Raw genomic sequence first — 17,891 nt, 5'->3', positions numbered from 1 at the left:
CAGATAGTGCACTAAAATGAAAAAAATGGCAACAGACCTTAAAGGACAAACCTGTCTTTAAAGGGGTAAAAAGTTAAGATTTATCAGGAAAGTCAGTTGTCCATAAACCCTGACAAGTTGGATGTTGTAAAGTTTCCTGTAAAGAATGGAGAAACTCGCGTCGGCTTATTATAACTGCGCCCAAGCGCTGTAAATGAGCGGTAGGTAATTGACAATCTATAAAATCAAAATGCCAGGACTTCAGTGTTTGACAAAGATAATATAATGCCAGTTTGGATGCGTCTCTTGCCCGATGAAACATGGATTCACCAAAAAAAGCACGCCCTAAACCAAGGCCATATAAGCCGCCAATCAATTTTTTTTCCGACCATATCTCAAATGAATGAGCATAACCCATTTGATGTAATTGAGTATAAGCCTCGCGCATTTCTCCGCTGAGCCAGGTATTATCAGAACGCTCTGCAACAGTAGCACATGCGTTAATTACCTCGGAGAATGCGGTATCCATAGTAAAAGTATGAGGTTTTTTAAGTGTTTGTTTGAGACTGCGTGAGACTTTAAATGCGACAGGGTTAAGAATTAGCCTGGGGTCGGGAGACCACCAAAGTATAGGACAGCCTGGTTCATACCAGGGAAAAATTCCTTTAGCGTAAGCTGCCAATAAACGCTCTGGCGATAAGTCTCCTCCTATCGCCAATAGCCCTTGTTTATCGCTATTTTCGGGACTTGGAAAGTTAAAATCGTCCTTTGTTGATAAAAAAGTAAGGGGGAGAATAAGGACCTCCTGGTCGTCTAGTTACTATTCATGCTATCCAGATATTTTTCTGCGTCTAAAGCCGCCATACAACCAAAGCCTGCTGAGGTAATGGCTTGTCTATAAACATGATCGGCCACATCACCACAAGCAAAGACCCCAGGAATCGTTGTTGCAGTAGCCATGCCTTCAAGGCCAGAGCGAATCGTTAGATAGCCTTCTTTCATAGCTAATTGTCCTTTAAATAATTCAGTGTTAGGCGTGTGACCGATTGCAATAAAAACACCATCGAGTTTTAATTCCCTGACTTCTTCATCAAGAACATTACGAACTCTTATCCCGGTTACTTTCATCCCATCGCCCAACACTTCTTCGAGCGTGTGATGCCAGAGTAAATTGATATTGCCGTGTTTTGCTTTTTCAAATAGCTTATCTTGTAATATTTTTTCTGAACGTAAGCTATTACGACGATGAATAAGCGTGACTGAAGCCGCTAAATTGGATAAATAGAGTGCTTCCTCAACGGCTGTATTTCCTCCTCCAATAACACAGACTGCTTTATTGCGATAAAAAAAACCATCACAGGTTGCACAAGCAGAAACGCCACGGCCTTGATAGGCTTTTTCTGATTCCAGTCCCAGATAACGGGCGGAAGCGCCTGTGGCAACAATTAAAGCGTCACAAGTATAGGTTTCGCTGTCTCCTTGTAAAATAAAAGGGTGTTGTTGCAGATCAGCGCGGATAATGTGATCAAAAATAATTTTAGTTTCAAAACGTTCGGCATGCTGTTGCATCCGTTCCATTAAAGCAGGTCCTAACAACCCTTCAACATCTCCCGGCCAGTTGTCCACTTCAGTGGTTGTGGTCAATTGACCACCTGGCTGCATTCCCGTAATAAGTACGGGATGTAAATTGGCACGAGCAGCATACACTGCGGCAGTATATCCAGCAGGGCCTGAACCTAAAATTATCAGGCGATGGTGATTGCTTTTGCTCATCTCTCTGCCTCTCTTATAAGTATGTTAAGATGGCAAATAGTATGACAAAATAACCTGCATTTAAAGATCTATAGGAAACAACAAGTGGGTAAACACGCTGGCGCTCCTAAAAAAACCTTGCCAAATTTTTTAACCAGACGTATTAGCGAAGGCTGTTTTATTCTGATTTTAACCTGCGCTTTTTTCGTATTACTTTCTTTAAGTACTTATGAATTAACGGATTCAAGCTGGTTCCAGGTGAAGAAAGTAAACTCGGATATCACTAATGCCTGCGGGCAGGTAGGTGTCTATGTCGCGGATGCCCTTTATTTTTTATTCGGTTATTTTGCCTTCTCTTTGCCACTTTGTACCACGTATGTGGCCTGGCTGGTTTTGAAAGATCATCGTGCATTGCGTGTTATTAATCGACCCGCTTTATTTTTGCGCGGTAGTGGTTTTGTTTTCTTAATGATGGGGGGCTGTGGTTTACTGAGTCTGGAGCCACAAATCGCAGCATTGGATGCCTATCACAGTGCGGGCGGACTATTAGGAGAGGTGATTTCAACAGGCTTTGAGTATGCTTTAAGTTTGAGAGGAGCGACGTTACTACTGGCTGCAATTTTCCTGGTGGGTATTACTTTACTGACAGGATTGTCGTGGATTTATGTTACTGAATTAATCGGATTTTTTACCTTAAATTCATTGAACTGGTTATTGCACACTTTAATTGTAGGCTCACGCCTTGTCAGAGCTGAAATAAAACGTTTTCGCGGCCGAGGGAAAAACAGAATTATTTCCGGGTCAGAGCCTAAATCACCCATGGTCAAAAAAGAAAAAGCTCTGCCTATGCTAATGGGCCCGGAGACAAATGTATTAAAAACTAATAGTAACACACCACAAAGCGTTACTTCTGTGGTAGTGTCCTCTTTAAAACCCGCCAGAGAAAATACCCATCGATATTCGAGTAAAACCCGGCATTCGAATTCCATGAGCGGCTTACCAGCACTTGACCTTTTGGATAAAGGGGAGGCAGGGAAGCCAATGGGAGGTTATACCCATCAGGAACTGGAAAACCTCTCACGTGAAGTAGAACAGCATTTATTAGATTTTGGCATCCAGGCTGATGTAGTTGCGGTGCATCCGGGGCCTGTTATTACTCGTTTTGAATTGCAATTGGCCGCAGGTATTAAAGTCAGCAAACTGTCTTCGCTTGCTAAAGATTTGGCTCGTTCTTTATCCGTTATCAGTGTTCGAGTAGTAGAAGTAATTCCGGGTAAAACCGTTGTTGGACTTGAATTGCCTAATCAATATCGAGAAACAGTTCGTTTATCTGAAGTGCTTTCAGCGGATGTTTATCAACAGGCCCATTCACCTTTAACGCTGGCATTAGGTGTAGATATTGCCGGGCATCCTATGGTAGTTGATCTGGCTAAAATGCCGCATTTACTGGTAGCAGGAACAACAGGTTCAGGTAAGTCGGTTGGGATTAATGCCATGATCTTGAGTTTCCTGTTTAAATCAACGCCGGAAGAGGTACGGTTAATTATGGTTGATCCCAAAATGCTGGAATTATCCGTTTATGATGGTATTCCGCATTTATTGACTCCTGTTGTAACGGATATGAAAGAAGCTGCTTCTGCGTTGCGCTGGTGTGTCGGCGAAATGGAAAGACGTTATCGTTTAATGGCTGCCATGGGAGTACGTAATCTGGCTGGTTTTAATGCCAAAGTAACGGAAGCGGCGGCAAAAGGAGAGCCGTTAACCGATCCCTTATGGAAACCAGCCGATGGGATGGATGAAAGTGCGCCCCTATTACAAACGTTACCTTATATTGTCGTCATTATTGATGAGTTAGCTGATATGATGATGGTAGTAGGTAAAAAAGTAGAGCAATTAATTGCCCGTATTGCTCAAAAAGCACGGGCAGCGGGTATTCATCTGATTTTAGCCACGCAACGACCTTCTGTTGATGTATTAACTGGTTTGATTAAATCCAATATTCCGACCCGAATGTCGTTTCAGGTGTCTTCAAAGATTGATTCTCGTACTATCCTTGATCAACAGGGTGCTGAACAATTATTAGGTCATGGAGACATGCTTTATTTAGCGCCGGGAAGTGGCGCCCCTTTACGCGTGCATGGTGCCTTTGTTGATGATAAAGAGGTGCATCGTGTTGCTGATGACTGGCGAGCGCGGGGAGAACCTGAATACATCGATGAAATTACCCAGACTTTCGATAGTTCGGAGAGTGGGATGGGGGATGATGGACAGGAAACGGAAGAGGCTGATCCGCTTTATGATCAGGCTGTTGAATTCGTGATTCAAACAAGAAAAGCGAGTATTTCAGCGGTACAGCGTCGTTTAAAGATAGGTTACAATCGTGCCGCCCGTTTGGTAGAAGAGATGGAGCGCACGGGTATTGTGGGGCCTTTGGAAGGCAGTTATAGAGATGTATTGGTGTCCACGGTCAGCGAGGAATAAATGATGAAAAAAACAATTTTAGCCCTGTCGATGCTATTCACAGCAAGTGCTTTTTGTGAGTCTGCTGGTGATGTATTACAAGATAAACTGAATAAAATGCGAAGTATGACAGCTCATTTTAAACAGATTGTTAAAGAAAAACGGCGTGAAATTTCTCATTCTTCCGGTACAATGGCGCTTGAACGTCCGGGACGTTTTCGCTGGCAAACTCAAACACCCATGGAGCAACTTGTCGTTGCCGATGGTAATAAATTATGGGTTTATGACGTCGATTTAGAGCAGGTTACCGTTAAAAAACAGGAAAAAGGGTTAGGAGGGACGGCAGCTTTGTTTTTAAGCGGCTATGATAATACGGTAACCCGCGATTTTGATGTTGACGTGGTGACATCAGGTACAAGCCAGACTTATGATTTACACTCCAAATCCAGTAGAGCGAACTTCCAGCGACTGAAACTGATATTTACCAACGATGTGTTAAATAAGATTGAAATGTTTGATCAACTGGGCCAGCATACTATAGTGAATTTAAGCAAAGTGAAGTTAAATCCTAACGTTGCAACGACATTATTTCAGTTTAAACCGCCAAAAGGGGCGGACGTAGTGCAACAATGACAAGAATTGCCAGACAACCTGAAATACCGCTTGCTGAATTATTAAGACCGACCCATTGGGATGAGGTTATTGGGCAAGATCATTTGCTAGCGCCTGGCAAACCATTAAGGCTCGCCTTCGAATCAGCCAAGCCGCATTCCATGATTTTATGGGGACCGCCAGGTGTTGGTAAAACAACTCTGGCGCGTTTATCCGCTAAAGCATTTGATTGTGAATGGATAGCCTTATCGGCTGTTTTCTCCGGTGTAAAAGAAATAAGAGCTGCAGTTGAGCAAGCAAAACAGTATTTAAGCCAGCATCGTCATACTGTACTTTTTATCGACGAAATTCATCGGTTTAATAAATCGCAGCAGGATGCCCTGTTGCCGTTTACTGAATCAGGTTTGATAACATTTATTGGTGCTACCACAGAAAACCCTTCTTTCGAAGTTAATTCCGCGTTGTTATCGCGAGCACAAGTTTATGTGCTAAAGCCTTTAACCGATAATGAACTTAAACAATTAGTGGCAAGAGCCTGTGAAAAAGTACTCACTCATTTGCAATTCGATGAGGAAGCAATTAATAATCTCGTCCTTTATGCAGATGGTGACGCACGCCGCTTATTCAATATGCTGGAGCAAATTGATACAGCCGCGAAAGCACAGAGAGTGACAGAGATTAATGTAGAGTTAATAAAGAATACACTTACTTCGAGTAATCGCCGTTTTGATAAGGGCGGTGAAAATTTCTATGACCAGATTTCTGCTTTACACAAATCGGTGCGTGGATCTAATCCTGATGCTGCGCTTTATTGGTTATGTCGCATGCTTGATGGCGGCGTTGATCCAATTTACCTGGCACGGCGCATCGTGCGAATGGCTTGGGAAGACATTGGGTTGGCTGATCCGCGCGCTATCCAGATTGCTAACGATGCAGCGACCACTTATGAGCGGTTGGGTTCACCGGAAGGTGAACTTGCTTTGGGGCAAGCAGTCATTTATTTAGCCCTTGCTCCTAAAAGTAATGCGGGTTATGTTGCCTTTAATAAAGCAAAAGCTTTTGTTAAACAGGATAAATCACGCGAAGTGCCTGTTCATTTACGTAATGCGCCTACTCAATTAATGAAAGATTTGGGTTATGGTCATGCTTACCGTTATGCCCATGATGAACCCAATGCGTATGCCGCTGGGGAAAATTATTTACCAGAAGGGGTAAAAGCTCCTCATTGGTATAAACCTTCACCACGTGGTTTAGAAATAAAGCTTGGCGAGAAAATAGCTTTTCTACGTCAATTGGATGAAAATGCCGGAAAAAAATGTTAATTGATTTTCTATAGGGTATCAAGATCTGCAAGTGATCAGGGATTTAATTGGTTAGTAACACGTAGGTAGGGTGATTTTGATTGTTTTTGATGATGAGCTGGCTTTCAAATTCGATGTATTGTATTTCGATGTTAAGTCTCAATCTATTTAAAAATATCCAGCTAACAATCGTCATACTTAAAACGAACACTTTTTGAGTTCATAGCGCTAATTTGAACAGGCAATTGATTATGCTTGAATTTTAATCAGTTTGGTTTTATATTGAATTTTAGTATTAAATCTAATATAATAAGCCTCAATTTGAGCTTTATAATTTAGTTTCTTAGTCGGCTCATTTTTTACTGAAGTATCTCATCAGAATTACCTTATGCAATTTGAGAGATGTAATAAGCCAATCGTTGGTTGAAAAGTTACATGTTGCAAATCTGATTGCCTTATAAATTTTTATGGCTAATACAATGTCCTCAGTATGCTAATTCTCTAAATTTACTTGAGGTTTTTTGAGGTTTATCATCTGTTGTTCAATTTTTAATTAAGACTATTGCCTTGTTGCAGTATAAGAATATTTACAAGGTTAAAAGTCAGGAGTTTTACATGAAAAAAGCTGCAAAATCAAAAAATAAGAATACTCAGGAAAATCAACCAGAGATTGTGCTTCCTCAAAGTAACTTGAACGTGTCTTTAAGTACGGAAAAAGCCAAACGAACCTCTTCTGAAAAAAATGATGCCAAGCCAAATAAGAAACAAAAAAAAGAAGTTAAATTATCGTTGTCTGAAATTAAAAATAAGCTAAAAGTTTTTTTTCTTGGCTATTGCCAGGGAGGCATTGTTGAACTTGAACAGTTAATAGCCCACATTAATAGTTTTAGAGAGCAAGTTTCTCCCTCTGAATTTATGTCTCTTCTTATTCCTAACCATTTTGATTTAAAAAAACTGTTTTATTCTGAAGATGGTTATTTTAAATGGCTACTTAATGAACTGGATCAGTATCTTCGTCAATTTCCCATAACGTGTGATGAAGACTCTAATACTTTCGGTATTTTAATAGACAAAATAGTCTATGACGAAGCCCATTTAAATGAAGCTTTAAAAGTAGACAGCCTTAAAGAAGCAATTAATCAATATTATATTCATAAGTTAGTTATCTCTTTTCTTATTTGGAGGAAAATTAAAGATAACCCATTGGTTTTACTCCAAAAATATTTTTCTGACGAACAGATTGAAACTCTAAAAAATACTCCTTTTGGTAATTCAGATTCGTATTTCTTGGATTATGTATCTTCCTACTTAATAGAATATGTACCTGAAATGTGGGATAAAGGTTTTAGGCCTGCATCTATAGATGAGTTCCAAAAAAACCTTTTTACTTTCTCTTCTAAAGATGGTGTAAAAAGGGACATTGCAGTTTTAGCTGCAACTTACCAAAAGATTTTAGCAAATGAAAATATGACAAAGCTTCTTATTTTTTCTAATCCTATTCAATGGGTTATTCTAGGCCTTAATAACCCTGCCATCGATAAAGATATTTTCAAAGTGATTTTGGAAAAAAATGGGACAGTTCCTAACCTACAACAATTAATGGATGTGATAAGCAAATTAGGAAAACACAATCGATCCGAGAGTCTTCACTTAATAGAAAAAATAATTTACTTGTTATCACTTCTCTCAGAACCACTAGATGCACCTTCTCAAAGTACTATAATGTCTCTCACGATGCAGAGGATGAATTTAGGGACGCATAGCATTTTATTGAATAATAAATTAAAAATAGTTGGTGATAAAGCTCTTGATTCATCACCGGTATTCGCTTATGAAATTTTATTTTTCGGCATTCAACATTTTTTTACGTGTTATCCAGGTAAATTTAAAAGAAAAGAAATTGCGCAAATACAAGATTTGTTTCGAGCATTACAGTATAAAGGAATTAACCAATCCAGTCTCCTTAAAATGTTTCTTTTTATATATTCAACTCATTTAAATGATTTTCCTTTTTTTAATAGGAAAAAGGAAGAAAGTTTTATCCAACAAAGGCGCGTTTTAAAAGAGTTAATTGATGAATTTAAAAAAGATATATCCGCTGACGAATTAAAGGAGATAGTCAGTAACTTTATAATGCTAGCAACACATTTTCTAGAAAGAGAAAGACATCAAAAAGGTAAAATTAAAGCTGAAAATTATACCATTTTTGTTTCAGATTTGTTGACTATTCAGGATGAAAAAAAGGCGATGTCTTGGCAAATAGCCTATCTGTTAGTAGATAAATTAGACCAACTTGATCTAAAAAAACTTGAAAAGCAAGAGTTAAAAGAAGCTGTAGAACAATTTGCTTGGTTTTTTGATATTCCAGAAGAGGAGAAAAATACTTTTTTGGCAAGAATATTGGGTTGGGCAGTCTACGCCACGGCTACTCAAGGAAGACCTTATTCTCCCAACTTTGTCGACACTCTCTCAGAGATCACACCTGGTTGGATCAATCATGTTCTAGAGGGAGCCGAGAATAGTAATCTCTTAACGACCTGCATAAAAGACATAGCATCCTCCAATTCTGCGTCCACAAAAAGCTTAAACTTTATTCAATACTTAATGAATTTAGTTATGGGAAAAGACAATATTCTTTTACCAATAGATTTTTTGAAAGAGGTAGCTGAATGGCAAATAAATTTACAAAAAAGGGCTGGTTTAAGCGAAGAGACAAAGAAAAATTTAGAGCTTATTTATAATCAATGCATGCATAAGGTTCAAAGAACAACTCAAGAAAAACTTTTTGAAGAAATACGCACACAACTTTTAATAAAATTTGATAGTGATCCATCAAAGGATCCTCAAGCAATTCATAGGCAGGAAAATCATGTGTTTGCAGATCAAGTATATGATACTTGGTACCAAGCCCTAGCTGAAACAGAGGCTGAGAAAAAGGAGAAAATTACTGCTGGAAGAAAAAATTTTATTGATTACATTATAAAAAATAAAAACCAAGTGACGGAAACTTCAATCTCATTTAAAAATGATGCCAATAAATTACTTAATTATATTTATTTTATTCATGGGAATTATTCTGTATCTGATAGTCAGGAATTTAAAGCAATCCATGATAAAATCACCAAGTATAACAAAATCGCAATATTTATAAACGATACATTAAAAAAAGCATCAGTCCCAGTTAATGATCAAATGCCAGAAGCAATGAAACGTACTATTCTTGATGCCAAAAAATTAACTAATTTGATTGCAATGGTTGGTTATTATGTCGATCATCCAGCTCCTGTAGAGTTTAGAATAAAGGATGGCGCTGAAGCATTTCATATTCTTCTTTTAGAGCTTCTGGATCAAGTAGAGAATCCCTCCTGTGATCAAGGACCCTTTATGAGACTTTTGATTGCGTTAGAAGTTGTCTCAGAGTTCAAATTCCCTCTTCTAACACGCCAATCAATCCATTTTTATGTGAAGGAATACATTAATTCCTTTTACCAAAATTTATTACCAGATAATCAGAAAAACTTTATCAGACAAGTTTACGTAGCTATTGAAGACAAGAATACTGCCTATACTTTCGACTCAATTCCTGCCGGCTCGCTATCTTTTCTGGCGGAAGAATTCTTCAAAGTTTATTCAGGTCGTTTAGGAGTTATTACTTCTAAAGAAATTAAAGATCTATTTTCCTTCGATCGTCCTGCTGAATACCATCCAGAAATTATAGCTTCGCTAAATCAATATCATCAAGAACAACGGGCTTTAGCCAACAATGTTAGGGCCGCACAAAATGTAAATGGATTTTTTAGCACTCCTCATCTTTTGCCACAATCCAGTACACCTCACAACATTAACCCAAACCCGGAAATTTAACGGGTTGGCGCCTTGCCAGGCAGGCGCCATGGAAGTAATAGTATGGACACACGGCTCTTTAACAAGGCTTCATAATTGAAAACTTAATCAAAAACCCATGGGGCTTTGTTTCTTAATCTCATGGTTGGATTCAGGTAGATAAGCTTGAGGACATGCCCAAAGAAGTCATTTTATTAAGTACACCGCAACCAATCATGGCCTCTTATTTTTGTCTTACAAACTTTCTTGGTATGCTGCATCATATTACCGGGTATCTTTTTGTTAACGCTACATGGAATGATTGCCAAACTTAGCTTGATAGTCTAATTTGTTTTCATTATTCATAAAGCCGTGGATTTTTTAATTTGCGATAAAAAAAAGCCATTGCTGGTGGCATAAGCGAAATAATAATAATGCTATAAATAACAATTGAGAAATTTTCTTTGATTATAGGAATTGAACCGAAAAAGTAACCACAGCCAAGCAGGAGACTAATCCACAGAAAGGCACTAATTATATTATAAAGCGAAAAATGACTGCTTTTCATCTCACCAATTCCGGCTACGAAAGGAGCAAAAGTACGAATGATGGGGATAAACCGAGCCAGGATAATCGTTTTTCCACCATGTTTTTCATAAAACCGATGCGTTTTTTCCAGATGTTTTTTATTAAATAACCATGAGTTCCTTGCTGAAAATACACGCGTCCCCAATGTTCTGCCAATCAGATAGTTAAGCTGGTTGCCTATTATCGAGGCAAAAATGAGCAAGAAAAAGAGAAGCAGGGCTGATAAAGGGGATTCGGGTTGTGCTGCGATACTCCCTGCTACAAAAAGTAACGAGTCGCCGGGCAGAAAAGGAGTAATTACAAGCCCTGTTTCACAAAAAATAATCATAAACAGCGCCACATAAGTCCATGTCCCATAAACAGAAACGAACGCTAAAAGGTAGCTGTCGATGTGAAGAAGGTAATTTAAAAGGGAATGCATGCCTTGCATGATATGTCCGGATCTATAAATTTAAATACCTGTCCCTTAAATAATATCACATACGGCGGTTGAAAACTGTAAGGATTCTACTCAAGACCAAAACAGGCTCTTATCTGTACTCCGATATTCACATATTCTGACGAAATGTCAACCGCGCTCAGAGTAAACTATAAATAGTTTTTTATAGATTAATTCACTGATTTTATTTATATTTTAATTTAAGTAATAATTTTGTTAAAGTCATAAAGAGTGGAGCAGGATGTGTTATGCTGATTGTGGTGTGATAAAGAATCTGCTATCGGGTGAATAGATAGCAGATTCTGGATTCTTTAACTATCGGGCAGAGGGAGATGTATAACAATTAATCTACCATAACGCTTAAATGAATGATTGTCGTATCATAAATTATTAAATTTGAGATAATGGTATTTTGAACAAAGGATTGCTCATGAGCGACATATTAATTGTTGAAGATGATCCGGTTTTACGTGAAGCACTCGCAGAGACTATGCATCAGGCTGGACATTCTTATCTGGCTGCCAAGGATGGCAAAGAAGCGCTCGCAATGCTTGAGCGTCATAGCCCTGCTATTGTTTTAAGTAACATCCATATGGATAAAATGGATGGCCAGAAATTGCTTGCCGAGATCCAACGGCTTAATCCTGGTGTTCCTGTAATATTGATGACCGGGCAGGGATCGGTGGAAGATGCTGCGGACGCTATGCGATATGGCGCGGTAGATTATTTACAAAAACCTTTTAGTGCGCATGCTTTAACGGAAAAAATTAATCGCTATATCAAACCGATTGTTACAGACGATGACAGTCAACCGGTAGCCCATGATCCTAAAAGCCAGGCTTTATTATCAATGGCTTTACGTGTTGCCCAATCGGATGTAGGCGTGATGATCAGTGGGGAAAGCGGTACTGGTAAAGAAGTTCTGGCCCATTTTATTCATGACCACTCGCCTCGACGACAGCATCCTTTTATTGCCATTAATTGTGCAGCAATTCCTGAGCAGATGTTGGAGGCTACTTTGTTTGGCTATGAAAAAGGGGCCTTCACCGGAGCTTATAAAGCCACTGCAGGTAAATTTGAACAGGCGCAGGGAGGTACTTTATTGCTTGATGAAGTGAGCGAGATGAGTTTGGGTCTACAGGCAAAATTACTTCGCGTGTTACAGGAAAAAGAAGTTGAGCGTATTGGGGCAAATAAGCTGATTAATCTGGATGTAAGGGTATTAGCTACCAGTAACCGGAAATTGCTTGATGAAGTAAAGGCTGGCCGTTTTCGTGAGGATTTATATTATCGTCTTAATGTTTTTCCCCTCCACTGGTTGCCTTTACGGGAGAGAGTATGTGACATTATTCCTTTAGCAAATTATTTAATACGTCGTCATTGCCAGAACCATTATCCGCTGATTCCTGCTTTAAGCGATAAAGCCAGGCAGGCTTTGCTTGAATACAGTTGGCCAGGCAATGCTCGCGAATTGGATAATGTGATACAACGAGCGTTGGTTTTACAGACGCAAGGTATTATTGAGGTCCCTCATTTACAACTTCCTCAATATCCTGAAGTAGAAGAGGAGTCCGCTGTTGTCAATAAAAGTAATAAAAATGATCCCAAGAGTTTGCAGAATTATGAGTTTGATTTGATTGAGCAAACGTTGAAAGAAAATAAGGGTAATCGCCAGCAGGTTGCTGTGTTGTTAGGTATAAGTGAGCGTACTTTGCGATATAAACTGGCCAAGATGCGTGAAGAAGGTTATGTTGTGTAAGATTAATAGTTAAAGAGGAATGGTATGATTGAGATGAATGGTGTATCTCTGTTGAATCAAATGCGTCTGATGACAGCTCAGGCCACAGGCTCCAGTGTGGAGATTAATCCAACGCAGGCACCGTTTGGCGATATCCTTCAAAAAGCAATAGGTGATGTTAACCAGTTACAACAATCTGCAGACGCATTAAAAGCCCATTTTGAAATGGGTGATGCTAATACCAAGGTCAGTGAAGTAATGATAGCGGGTCAGAAAGCGGATCTGGCTTTCGAAGCGCTTTTAAGGGTCAGAAATAAAATAGTCCAGGCTTATCAGGATATTATGAGTATGCCTGTTTAATCAGGCTTCCTTATCCTGTGATTCAGGGGTTACGTTTGTGTATAGTTTAGGAGTTAATTATGGCATTGGTTGACAATGCTTCTACTGCTGCTGCAAAGTTCGCAAGTTTACCTATTCCAAGGCAATTAGGACTATTATTGGGGCTTGCAGCCTGTGTAGCTATTGGTGTCGGCGTGGTTTTATGGTCACGTACCCCGGATTATATGCCTTTGTATAGTGAAATGAGTCCTCGTGATGCATCAGAAGTCGTTGATCTTTTGCAACGCAGTAATATTCCTTTCAAAATTGATAGCGCCCGAGGCACGGTATTGGTGGCAGCGAACGATGTGCAGGATGCACGTATGAAATTGGCTGTCGAAGGTTTACCCCGTGGAAATGGTTACGATTTATTTGCCGGATCGAATACCAATACATTCAATACAAGCCAATTTATGGAAAATGCGCGTTATAAACAGGCGTTAGAAACGGAATTGGCGCGTACTATCAGTCAATTTCATGATGTCAAGTCAGCGCGTGTTCATTTGGCAATCCCACGTGAATCAGCATTTGTACGCGATAACAGAGAACCAAGTGCTTCTGTTTTTATCGATGTTTATTCAGGGCTTGACATAAAAAAACAGACTATAGCTTCTATTATTAATCTGGTAGCCTCCAGCATTCCTAATCTTTCCGCTAATCGAGTTACTGTGGTGGATCAGGATGGCCAGTTATTGAATGAAGGAAGTGGACAAACTTTATTTACTGATACAGAACGTTTCCTTAATTATCGTCAAACACTGGAAAAGCAATATGTACAGAAAATCCAGGATATCCTGACTCCATTTTTAGGTTATGGGCGAGTAAGAGCCAAAGTTTCGGCAGATGTTGATTTTACGTCCTATGAGCAAACGCAAGAGATGTATAATCCGGAATTACCTTCCCTGCGCAGCGAACAGAGTATAAAGGAAAAACATAATTCCGGAGCCAAGCCAACAGGTGTGCCTGGCGCTTTAACAAATACGCCTCCTGCTAATCCGGCCTTGCAGCAGAAAAATCCTAATAATAACGATAACAACAATAATAATGCTAACAATCAAAATAAAGCCCCCAATCCTAATACAAATACTAATACAGAATCCAGTGACGTTCGGACTCAAAGTACCAAGAATTTTGAATTGGATAAGACAATAAGCCATACAAAAAATCAGCCTGGTGCTATTAAACGATTGACGGTTGCTGTATTGGTGGATGACAGACCCATTTGGGACCCTAAAACGAAAAAAATGGAAGTTAAGCCGTTGACTCCTGCTGAAATTGAGCAAGTCAAGGTGTTGGTTGCTGATGCAATTGGTATCAATGCGAGCCGAGGCGACAGTCTCAATGTGGTGAATAGCCACTTTGTTAAACCCGATCCTATCCCGCCTCTTCCCGAATTACGTTTTTGGCAACACCCTCTTTTTTGGTCAATCATGAAACAAGTTGCCGCTGCATTATTTATTTTAGGGATAGTGTTTGGTCTGATTAAACCTTTATTTAAAACCTTGGCAGGGGAAAAAGAGGAAAAAGAAGAAGAGAAATTAAAAGAGTTGACTTATAAGGCTCAGGATATGTTGCCACATGCAAGCGATTACGAATCGCAGTTGGCCTTATTACGTCAGGTAGTTGATAAAGAACCAAAACGAGTGGCGCAAGTGGTTAAAACCTGGGTTGAGAGAGGGTAGTCATATGGATGGTATTGAACGGGCTGCAATTTTACTGCTCGGCATGGGTGAGAAAAATGCTGCTGAGGTACTGAAGCACCTGGAACCCAGACAGGTGCAAAAAGTGGGGATGGCTATTTCAACGATGAGTAGTGTGAGTAAGGCTAAAATGCAAGGAGTGCTGGGTGAATTTCTAAATGCCATTGAAGATCAGACCAGTCTTACGGTGGATGCGGAGAATTATTTACGGACCATTCTTATTAACGCGCTCGGCGAAGAAAACGCGATCCCTTTTATTGACAGAATTCTGGTTTCAGACAAAGACAGTGGTCTTAATCGTCTAAAATGGCTGGATGCCCGGCTGATTGCCGATGTTATTCGTAACGAACACCCGCAAATTATTGCTACTATTCTTATTCATCTGGATAGCGAACAGGCCGCTGAAGTGGTAAGTTATTTTTTACCCGAGAGACGTGCCGAAGTCTTACTGCGTATGTGTACTATAGATACGGTTAAACCAGAAGCTATTTCTGAATTGGGACATGTTATTGAAAAACAGTTGAGCGGGCAGAAAGTGGGAAAAATAGCTTCTGCCGGGGGAATTAAAAGCGTCGCTGATGTGATTAATTTTTTGGAAGGATCGGTTGAGTCTGATGTACTCAATAAAATTAATCAGTGGGATGAAGATCTTTGCAATAAGATTAAAGATAAAATGTTTGTTTTTGAAAATCTGGTCGATATGGATAATCGCAGTATTCAGATTTTACTGCGTGATGTATCGACAGACTCACTTTTGCTGGCCTTAAAAGGAACTACAGAACCTGTAAAAGAAAAGATTTTTGGCAATATGTCTAAAAGGGCTTCAGATTTGTTACGGGATGATTTGGAAATGCAGGGTCCGGTAAAAGTGAGTGAAGTAGAACGCGCGCAAAGAGATATTCTCGCAATAGCCAGAAGTCTCGCAGAGGAAGGTAAAATAGCCTTGGGTACTAAAGGTGGTGAGGAAATGATTTAAAATAAAATGTTATTCCACGACTGAAAATTTTCTGTTATTCAGAAGCCTTGTTGCGTGGGGACACAGGAACACGGTTGTTGTAAAAAGAACATATTTTAATCGCATTTGAGCTATCGGGTAAGCTAATAATAAGCTTTGCAAGTAAAAGGATTTTATGTGGATAATGATTTTCAACCCTTGTATGAAGAAAAAGATAAAGACGCTTTTGATGTTTGGGATATTAAAATACCGGAGCCAGAGCCTGTTTCTGAAATTGATGAAAAGGAGGAGTTAGCCAAAGAATGTGAACGATTACGTGAACAGGCAAAACAGGAAGGTTATCAGGAAGGTTTACGGCAAGCTGAAATTCATGTTCAGCAAAAGCAGCAGGAATTAGGTGAGTGGATTCATTTTTTTCAACACCCTCTTGCTATCGTGGATAGCGAATTAAACAAAGAAATTGTCCAAACGATAATCTGGATATGTGAAGCGTGTATTGGTATCGAATTATCTGTCCATCCGGAAAAATTGGCAGTGTTAATCGATGCGATTAAACAGGAACTTCCTGGCTTACAAGGGAATAAACAATTAGCGATGCATCCTCTGGATGTGGAATATTTACTCGATAATTTTAAAAACTCCCAACCTGATTTAACACGGGTTTTAATTGCTGATCCCGCCTTATCCAGAGGGGATTTTTATATAAAAGATGAATATAGCGAACTGGATGGCCGTTTAAAAACAAGACTCCAGACGTTGTTCAAGTCTTATCTACAGGATAACAATGACAGTACGGATGAACCTGCCCCTGATGAAATATCATGATAACTTACCAGTCTCAGTTAGTTAAAATTTTACAGATGATGCGTACCAAACCCGCTTCGGGCCTGGTACGCTGCGGCCGTGTTAGCCGAGCCATTGGATTAACCCTGGAGGCCCGGGGTTTTCAACAGCCTGTGGGTGCACGTTGTTGGGTTAAAATTGATAGTAAAAAGCAAGTTGAGGCAGAGGTTGTCGGTTTTGATAACAAAAATGCTTATTTGATGTCGATAGGACATACCCAAGGTATTGCGCCTGGTATGCCTATTATACCCAGTGGACAAGTTGCCCAGGTGGGTGTGGGATTTAATCTATTGGGCAGAATATTAAACGGGGGCGGTGCCCCGATAGACGAAGGTTGCCCTCTGGAAATTAACGAGAGTTATCCCTTAATCAGTTCCTTGTTTAATCCTTTAAAGCGCGCGACGATTGACACGCCTCTGGATGTGGGTATTAAGGCTATTAATGGCTTACTGACGGTCGGACGTGGGCAGCGTATCGGTCTTTTTGCAGGCTCGGGTGTAGGAAAGTCAGTATTGCTTGCAATGATGACTCGATTTACTGCGGCAGATATGGTTGTAGTTGGATTGATTGGCGAGCGGGGTCGGGAGGTCAAGGAATTTATTGAGAGTAACTTAGGTGAAGAGGGTCTGAAAAGATCGGTTGTAATAGCGGCTCCTGCTGATGAAAGCCCTCTTATGCGTTTGCACGGCGCAATGGTAGCAACCAGCATTGCAGAGTATTTTCGTGATAAAGGCAAACATGTGCTTTTATTAATGGATTCTCTAACCCGTTTTGCGCAGGCGCAACGAGAAATTGCTTTATCAATAGGAGAACCACCAGCCACCAAAGGTTATCCGCCTTCTGTTTTTGCCAAATTACCCCAATTAGTGGAACGAGCAGGAAATGGGATGCCTGGATCAGGTTCGATTACAGCTTTTTATACCGTATTAACTGAGGGAGATGATCAGCAGGACCCCATTGCTGATGCAGCACGAGCAATTCTTGACGGTCATATTGTGCTAAACAGAGAGTTGGCCGAATCAGGACAGTTTCCGGCTATTGATCTTGAAGCATCTATTAGCCGGGTTATGCCTGCTATTGTGTCGGATGCCCAAATGAAACAAATGTTATTATTAAAAAAATACCTGTCCCTTTATGAGAAAAACAAAGATCTTATTTTATTAGGTGCTTATACGAAAGGTCATGATCAGCAAGTCGATAAAGCGATCGCTTGCCGTGAAAAAATCAGAGATTATATTATCCAGGGAATGGAAGAAAAAGTGGACTTCGAAACCAGCTTGACTATGCTGACTCAATTGGCTGATTCACTGGAGGAATAAAGAAT

Annotated in this window: 13 protein-coding genes; 10 read left to right on the top strand and 3 right to left on the bottom strand. The window is 39.8% G+C overall.

Translation table 11 applies throughout. The annotated features are described in order from the left end of the window. Positions 1 to 73: 73 nt before the first annotated feature. Both aat and trxB read right to left on the bottom strand, forming a co-directional pair. Entirely contained in the window at positions 74 to 775 is a 702-nt protein-coding gene (aat, locus tag T345_RS0105130) for a leucyl/phenylalanyl-tRNA--protein transferase (protein WP_028388396.1), read from the bottom strand. A gap of 17 nt (positions 776 to 792) precedes the next feature. Further along, a complete protein-coding gene (gene trxB / locus T345_RS0105125) occupies positions 793 to 1,752 on the bottom strand; it encodes a thioredoxin-disulfide reductase (RefSeq protein WP_028388395.1) in 960 nt (319 codons plus the stop codon). A gap of 84 nt (positions 1,753 to 1,836) precedes the next feature. On the opposite strand from trxB, the gene T345_RS0105120 reads away from it, so the two are divergent. The 4 genes from T345_RS0105120 to T345_RS13620 all read left to right on the top strand — a co-directional run bounded on the left by T345_RS0105120 (position 1,837) and on the right by T345_RS13620 (position 9,968). Continuing rightward, a complete protein-coding gene (locus tag T345_RS0105120) occupies positions 1,837 to 4,212 on the top strand; it encodes a DNA translocase FtsK (RefSeq protein WP_278044082.1) in 2,376 nt (791 codons plus the stop codon). Between the two features lie 3 nt (positions 4,213 to 4,215). Then, positions 4,216 to 4,824: an outer membrane lipoprotein periplasmic chaperone LolA gene (gene lolA / locus T345_RS0105115; RefSeq protein ID WP_028388393.1), complete on the top strand. Its 609-nt coding sequence runs from the start codon at positions 4,216 to 4,218 to the stop codon at positions 4,822 to 4,824. Beyond that, positions 4,821 to 6,125 (top strand): replication-associated recombination protein A, encoded by a 1,305-nt coding sequence (locus T345_RS0105110; RefSeq protein WP_028388392.1) that lies wholly within the window; start codon positions 4,821 to 4,823, stop codon positions 6,123 to 6,125. The genes lolA and T345_RS0105110 overlap by 4 nt, the downstream gene beginning before the upstream one ends. 594 nt (positions 6,126 to 6,719) lie before the next feature. Continuing rightward, positions 6,720 to 9,968, top strand: coding sequence for a hypothetical protein (locus T345_RS13620; protein ID WP_035918186.1), 3,249 nt, complete (start codon positions 6,720 to 6,722; stop codon positions 9,966 to 9,968). A 316-nt stretch (positions 9,969 to 10,284) separates the two neighbouring features. On the opposite strand, the gene T345_RS0105100 is transcribed toward T345_RS13620, so the two are convergent. Continuing rightward, positions 10,285 to 10,944: a DedA family protein gene (locus T345_RS0105100; protein ID WP_028388391.1), complete on the bottom strand. Its 660-nt coding sequence runs from the start codon at positions 10,942 to 10,944 to the stop codon at positions 10,285 to 10,287. Positions 10,945 to 11,383: 439 nt separating this feature from the next. Between T345_RS0105100 and T345_RS0105095 the strand changes: the two genes are divergently transcribed. The 6 genes from T345_RS0105095 (at position 11,384) to fliI (ending at position 17,886) form a co-directional block, all read left to right on the top strand. Further along, complete coding sequence (locus tag T345_RS0105095; protein WP_028388390.1) at positions 11,384 to 12,712, top strand: sigma-54-dependent transcriptional regulator; 1,329 nt, start codon at positions 11,384 to 11,386, stop codon at positions 12,710 to 12,712. 24 nt (positions 12,713 to 12,736) lie between these two features. Continuing rightward, positions 12,737 to 13,051: a flagellar hook-basal body complex protein FliE gene (gene fliE / locus T345_RS0105090; RefSeq protein WP_028388389.1), complete on the top strand. Its 315-nt coding sequence runs from the start codon at positions 12,737 to 12,739 to the stop codon at positions 13,049 to 13,051. Positions 13,052 to 13,110: 59 nt separating this feature from the next. Continuing rightward, on the top strand, positions 13,111 to 14,751 hold the full coding sequence (fliF, locus tag T345_RS0105085; protein WP_028388388.1) for a flagellar basal-body MS-ring/collar protein FliF: 1,641 nt from the start codon (positions 13,111 to 13,113) through the stop codon (positions 14,749 to 14,751). Positions 14,752 to 14,755: 4 nt separating this feature from the next. Beyond that, positions 14,756 to 15,745 carry a flagellar motor switch protein FliG gene (gene fliG / locus T345_RS0105080; protein ID WP_028388387.1) on the top strand — a complete coding sequence of 330 codons (990 nt, stop codon included), beginning with the start codon at positions 14,756 to 14,758 and terminating at the stop codon, positions 15,743 to 15,745. A gap of 156 nt (positions 15,746 to 15,901) precedes the next feature. Then, positions 15,902 to 16,549: a flagellar assembly protein FliH gene (locus tag T345_RS0105075; protein ID WP_028388386.1), complete on the top strand. Its 648-nt coding sequence runs from the start codon at positions 15,902 to 15,904 to the stop codon at positions 16,547 to 16,549. Beyond that, on the top strand, positions 16,546 to 17,886 hold the full coding sequence (fliI, locus tag T345_RS0105070) for a flagellar protein export ATPase FliI (RefSeq protein WP_028388385.1): 1,341 nt from the start codon (positions 16,546 to 16,548) through the stop codon (positions 17,884 to 17,886). Before T345_RS0105075 ends, fliI begins: the two co-directional genes overlap by 4 nt. The last annotated feature ends 5 nt before the right edge of the window (positions 17,887 to 17,891 follow it).

This window comes from Legionella fairfieldensis ATCC 49588, from assembly GCF_000621525.1.
GTDB classification, from domain to species: Bacteria; Pseudomonadota; Gammaproteobacteria; order Legionellales; family Legionellaceae; genus Tatlockia; species Tatlockia fairfieldensis.
The sequence above is the reverse complement of the archived record's forward strand: the minus strand, read 5'-3'. Positions and strand labels throughout refer to the sequence as shown.

Coding starts and splice junctions, on each gene's coding strand:
- trxB (WP_028388395.1), bottom strand. CDS start 1,752: ATGAGCAAAAGCAATCACCATCGCCTGATAATTTTAGGTTCAGGCCCT.
- lolA (WP_028388393.1), top strand. CDS start 4,216: ATGAAAAAAACAATTTTAGCCCTGTCGATGCTATTCACAGCAAGTGCT.
- T345_RS0105110 (WP_028388392.1), top strand. CDS start 4,821: ATGACAAGAATTGCCAGACAACCTGAAATACCGCTTGCTGAATTATTA.
- T345_RS13620 (WP_035918186.1), top strand. CDS start 6,720: ATGAAAAAAGCTGCAAAATCAAAAAATAAGAATACTCAGGAAAATCAA.
- T345_RS0105100 (WP_028388391.1), bottom strand. CDS start 10,944: ATGCAAGGCATGCATTCCCTTTTAAATTACCTTCTTCACATCGACAGC.
- T345_RS0105095 (WP_028388390.1), top strand. CDS start 11,384: ATGAGCGACATATTAATTGTTGAAGATGATCCGGTTTTACGTGAAGCA.
- fliE (WP_028388389.1), top strand. CDS start 12,737: ATGATTGAGATGAATGGTGTATCTCTGTTGAATCAAATGCGTCTGATG.
- fliF (WP_028388388.1), top strand. CDS start 13,111: ATGGCATTGGTTGACAATGCTTCTACTGCTGCTGCAAAGTTCGCAAGT.
- fliG (WP_028388387.1), top strand. CDS start 14,756: ATGGATGGTATTGAACGGGCTGCAATTTTACTGCTCGGCATGGGTGAG.
- fliI (WP_028388385.1), top strand. CDS start 16,546: ATGATAACTTACCAGTCTCAGTTAGTTAAAATTTTACAGATGATGCGT.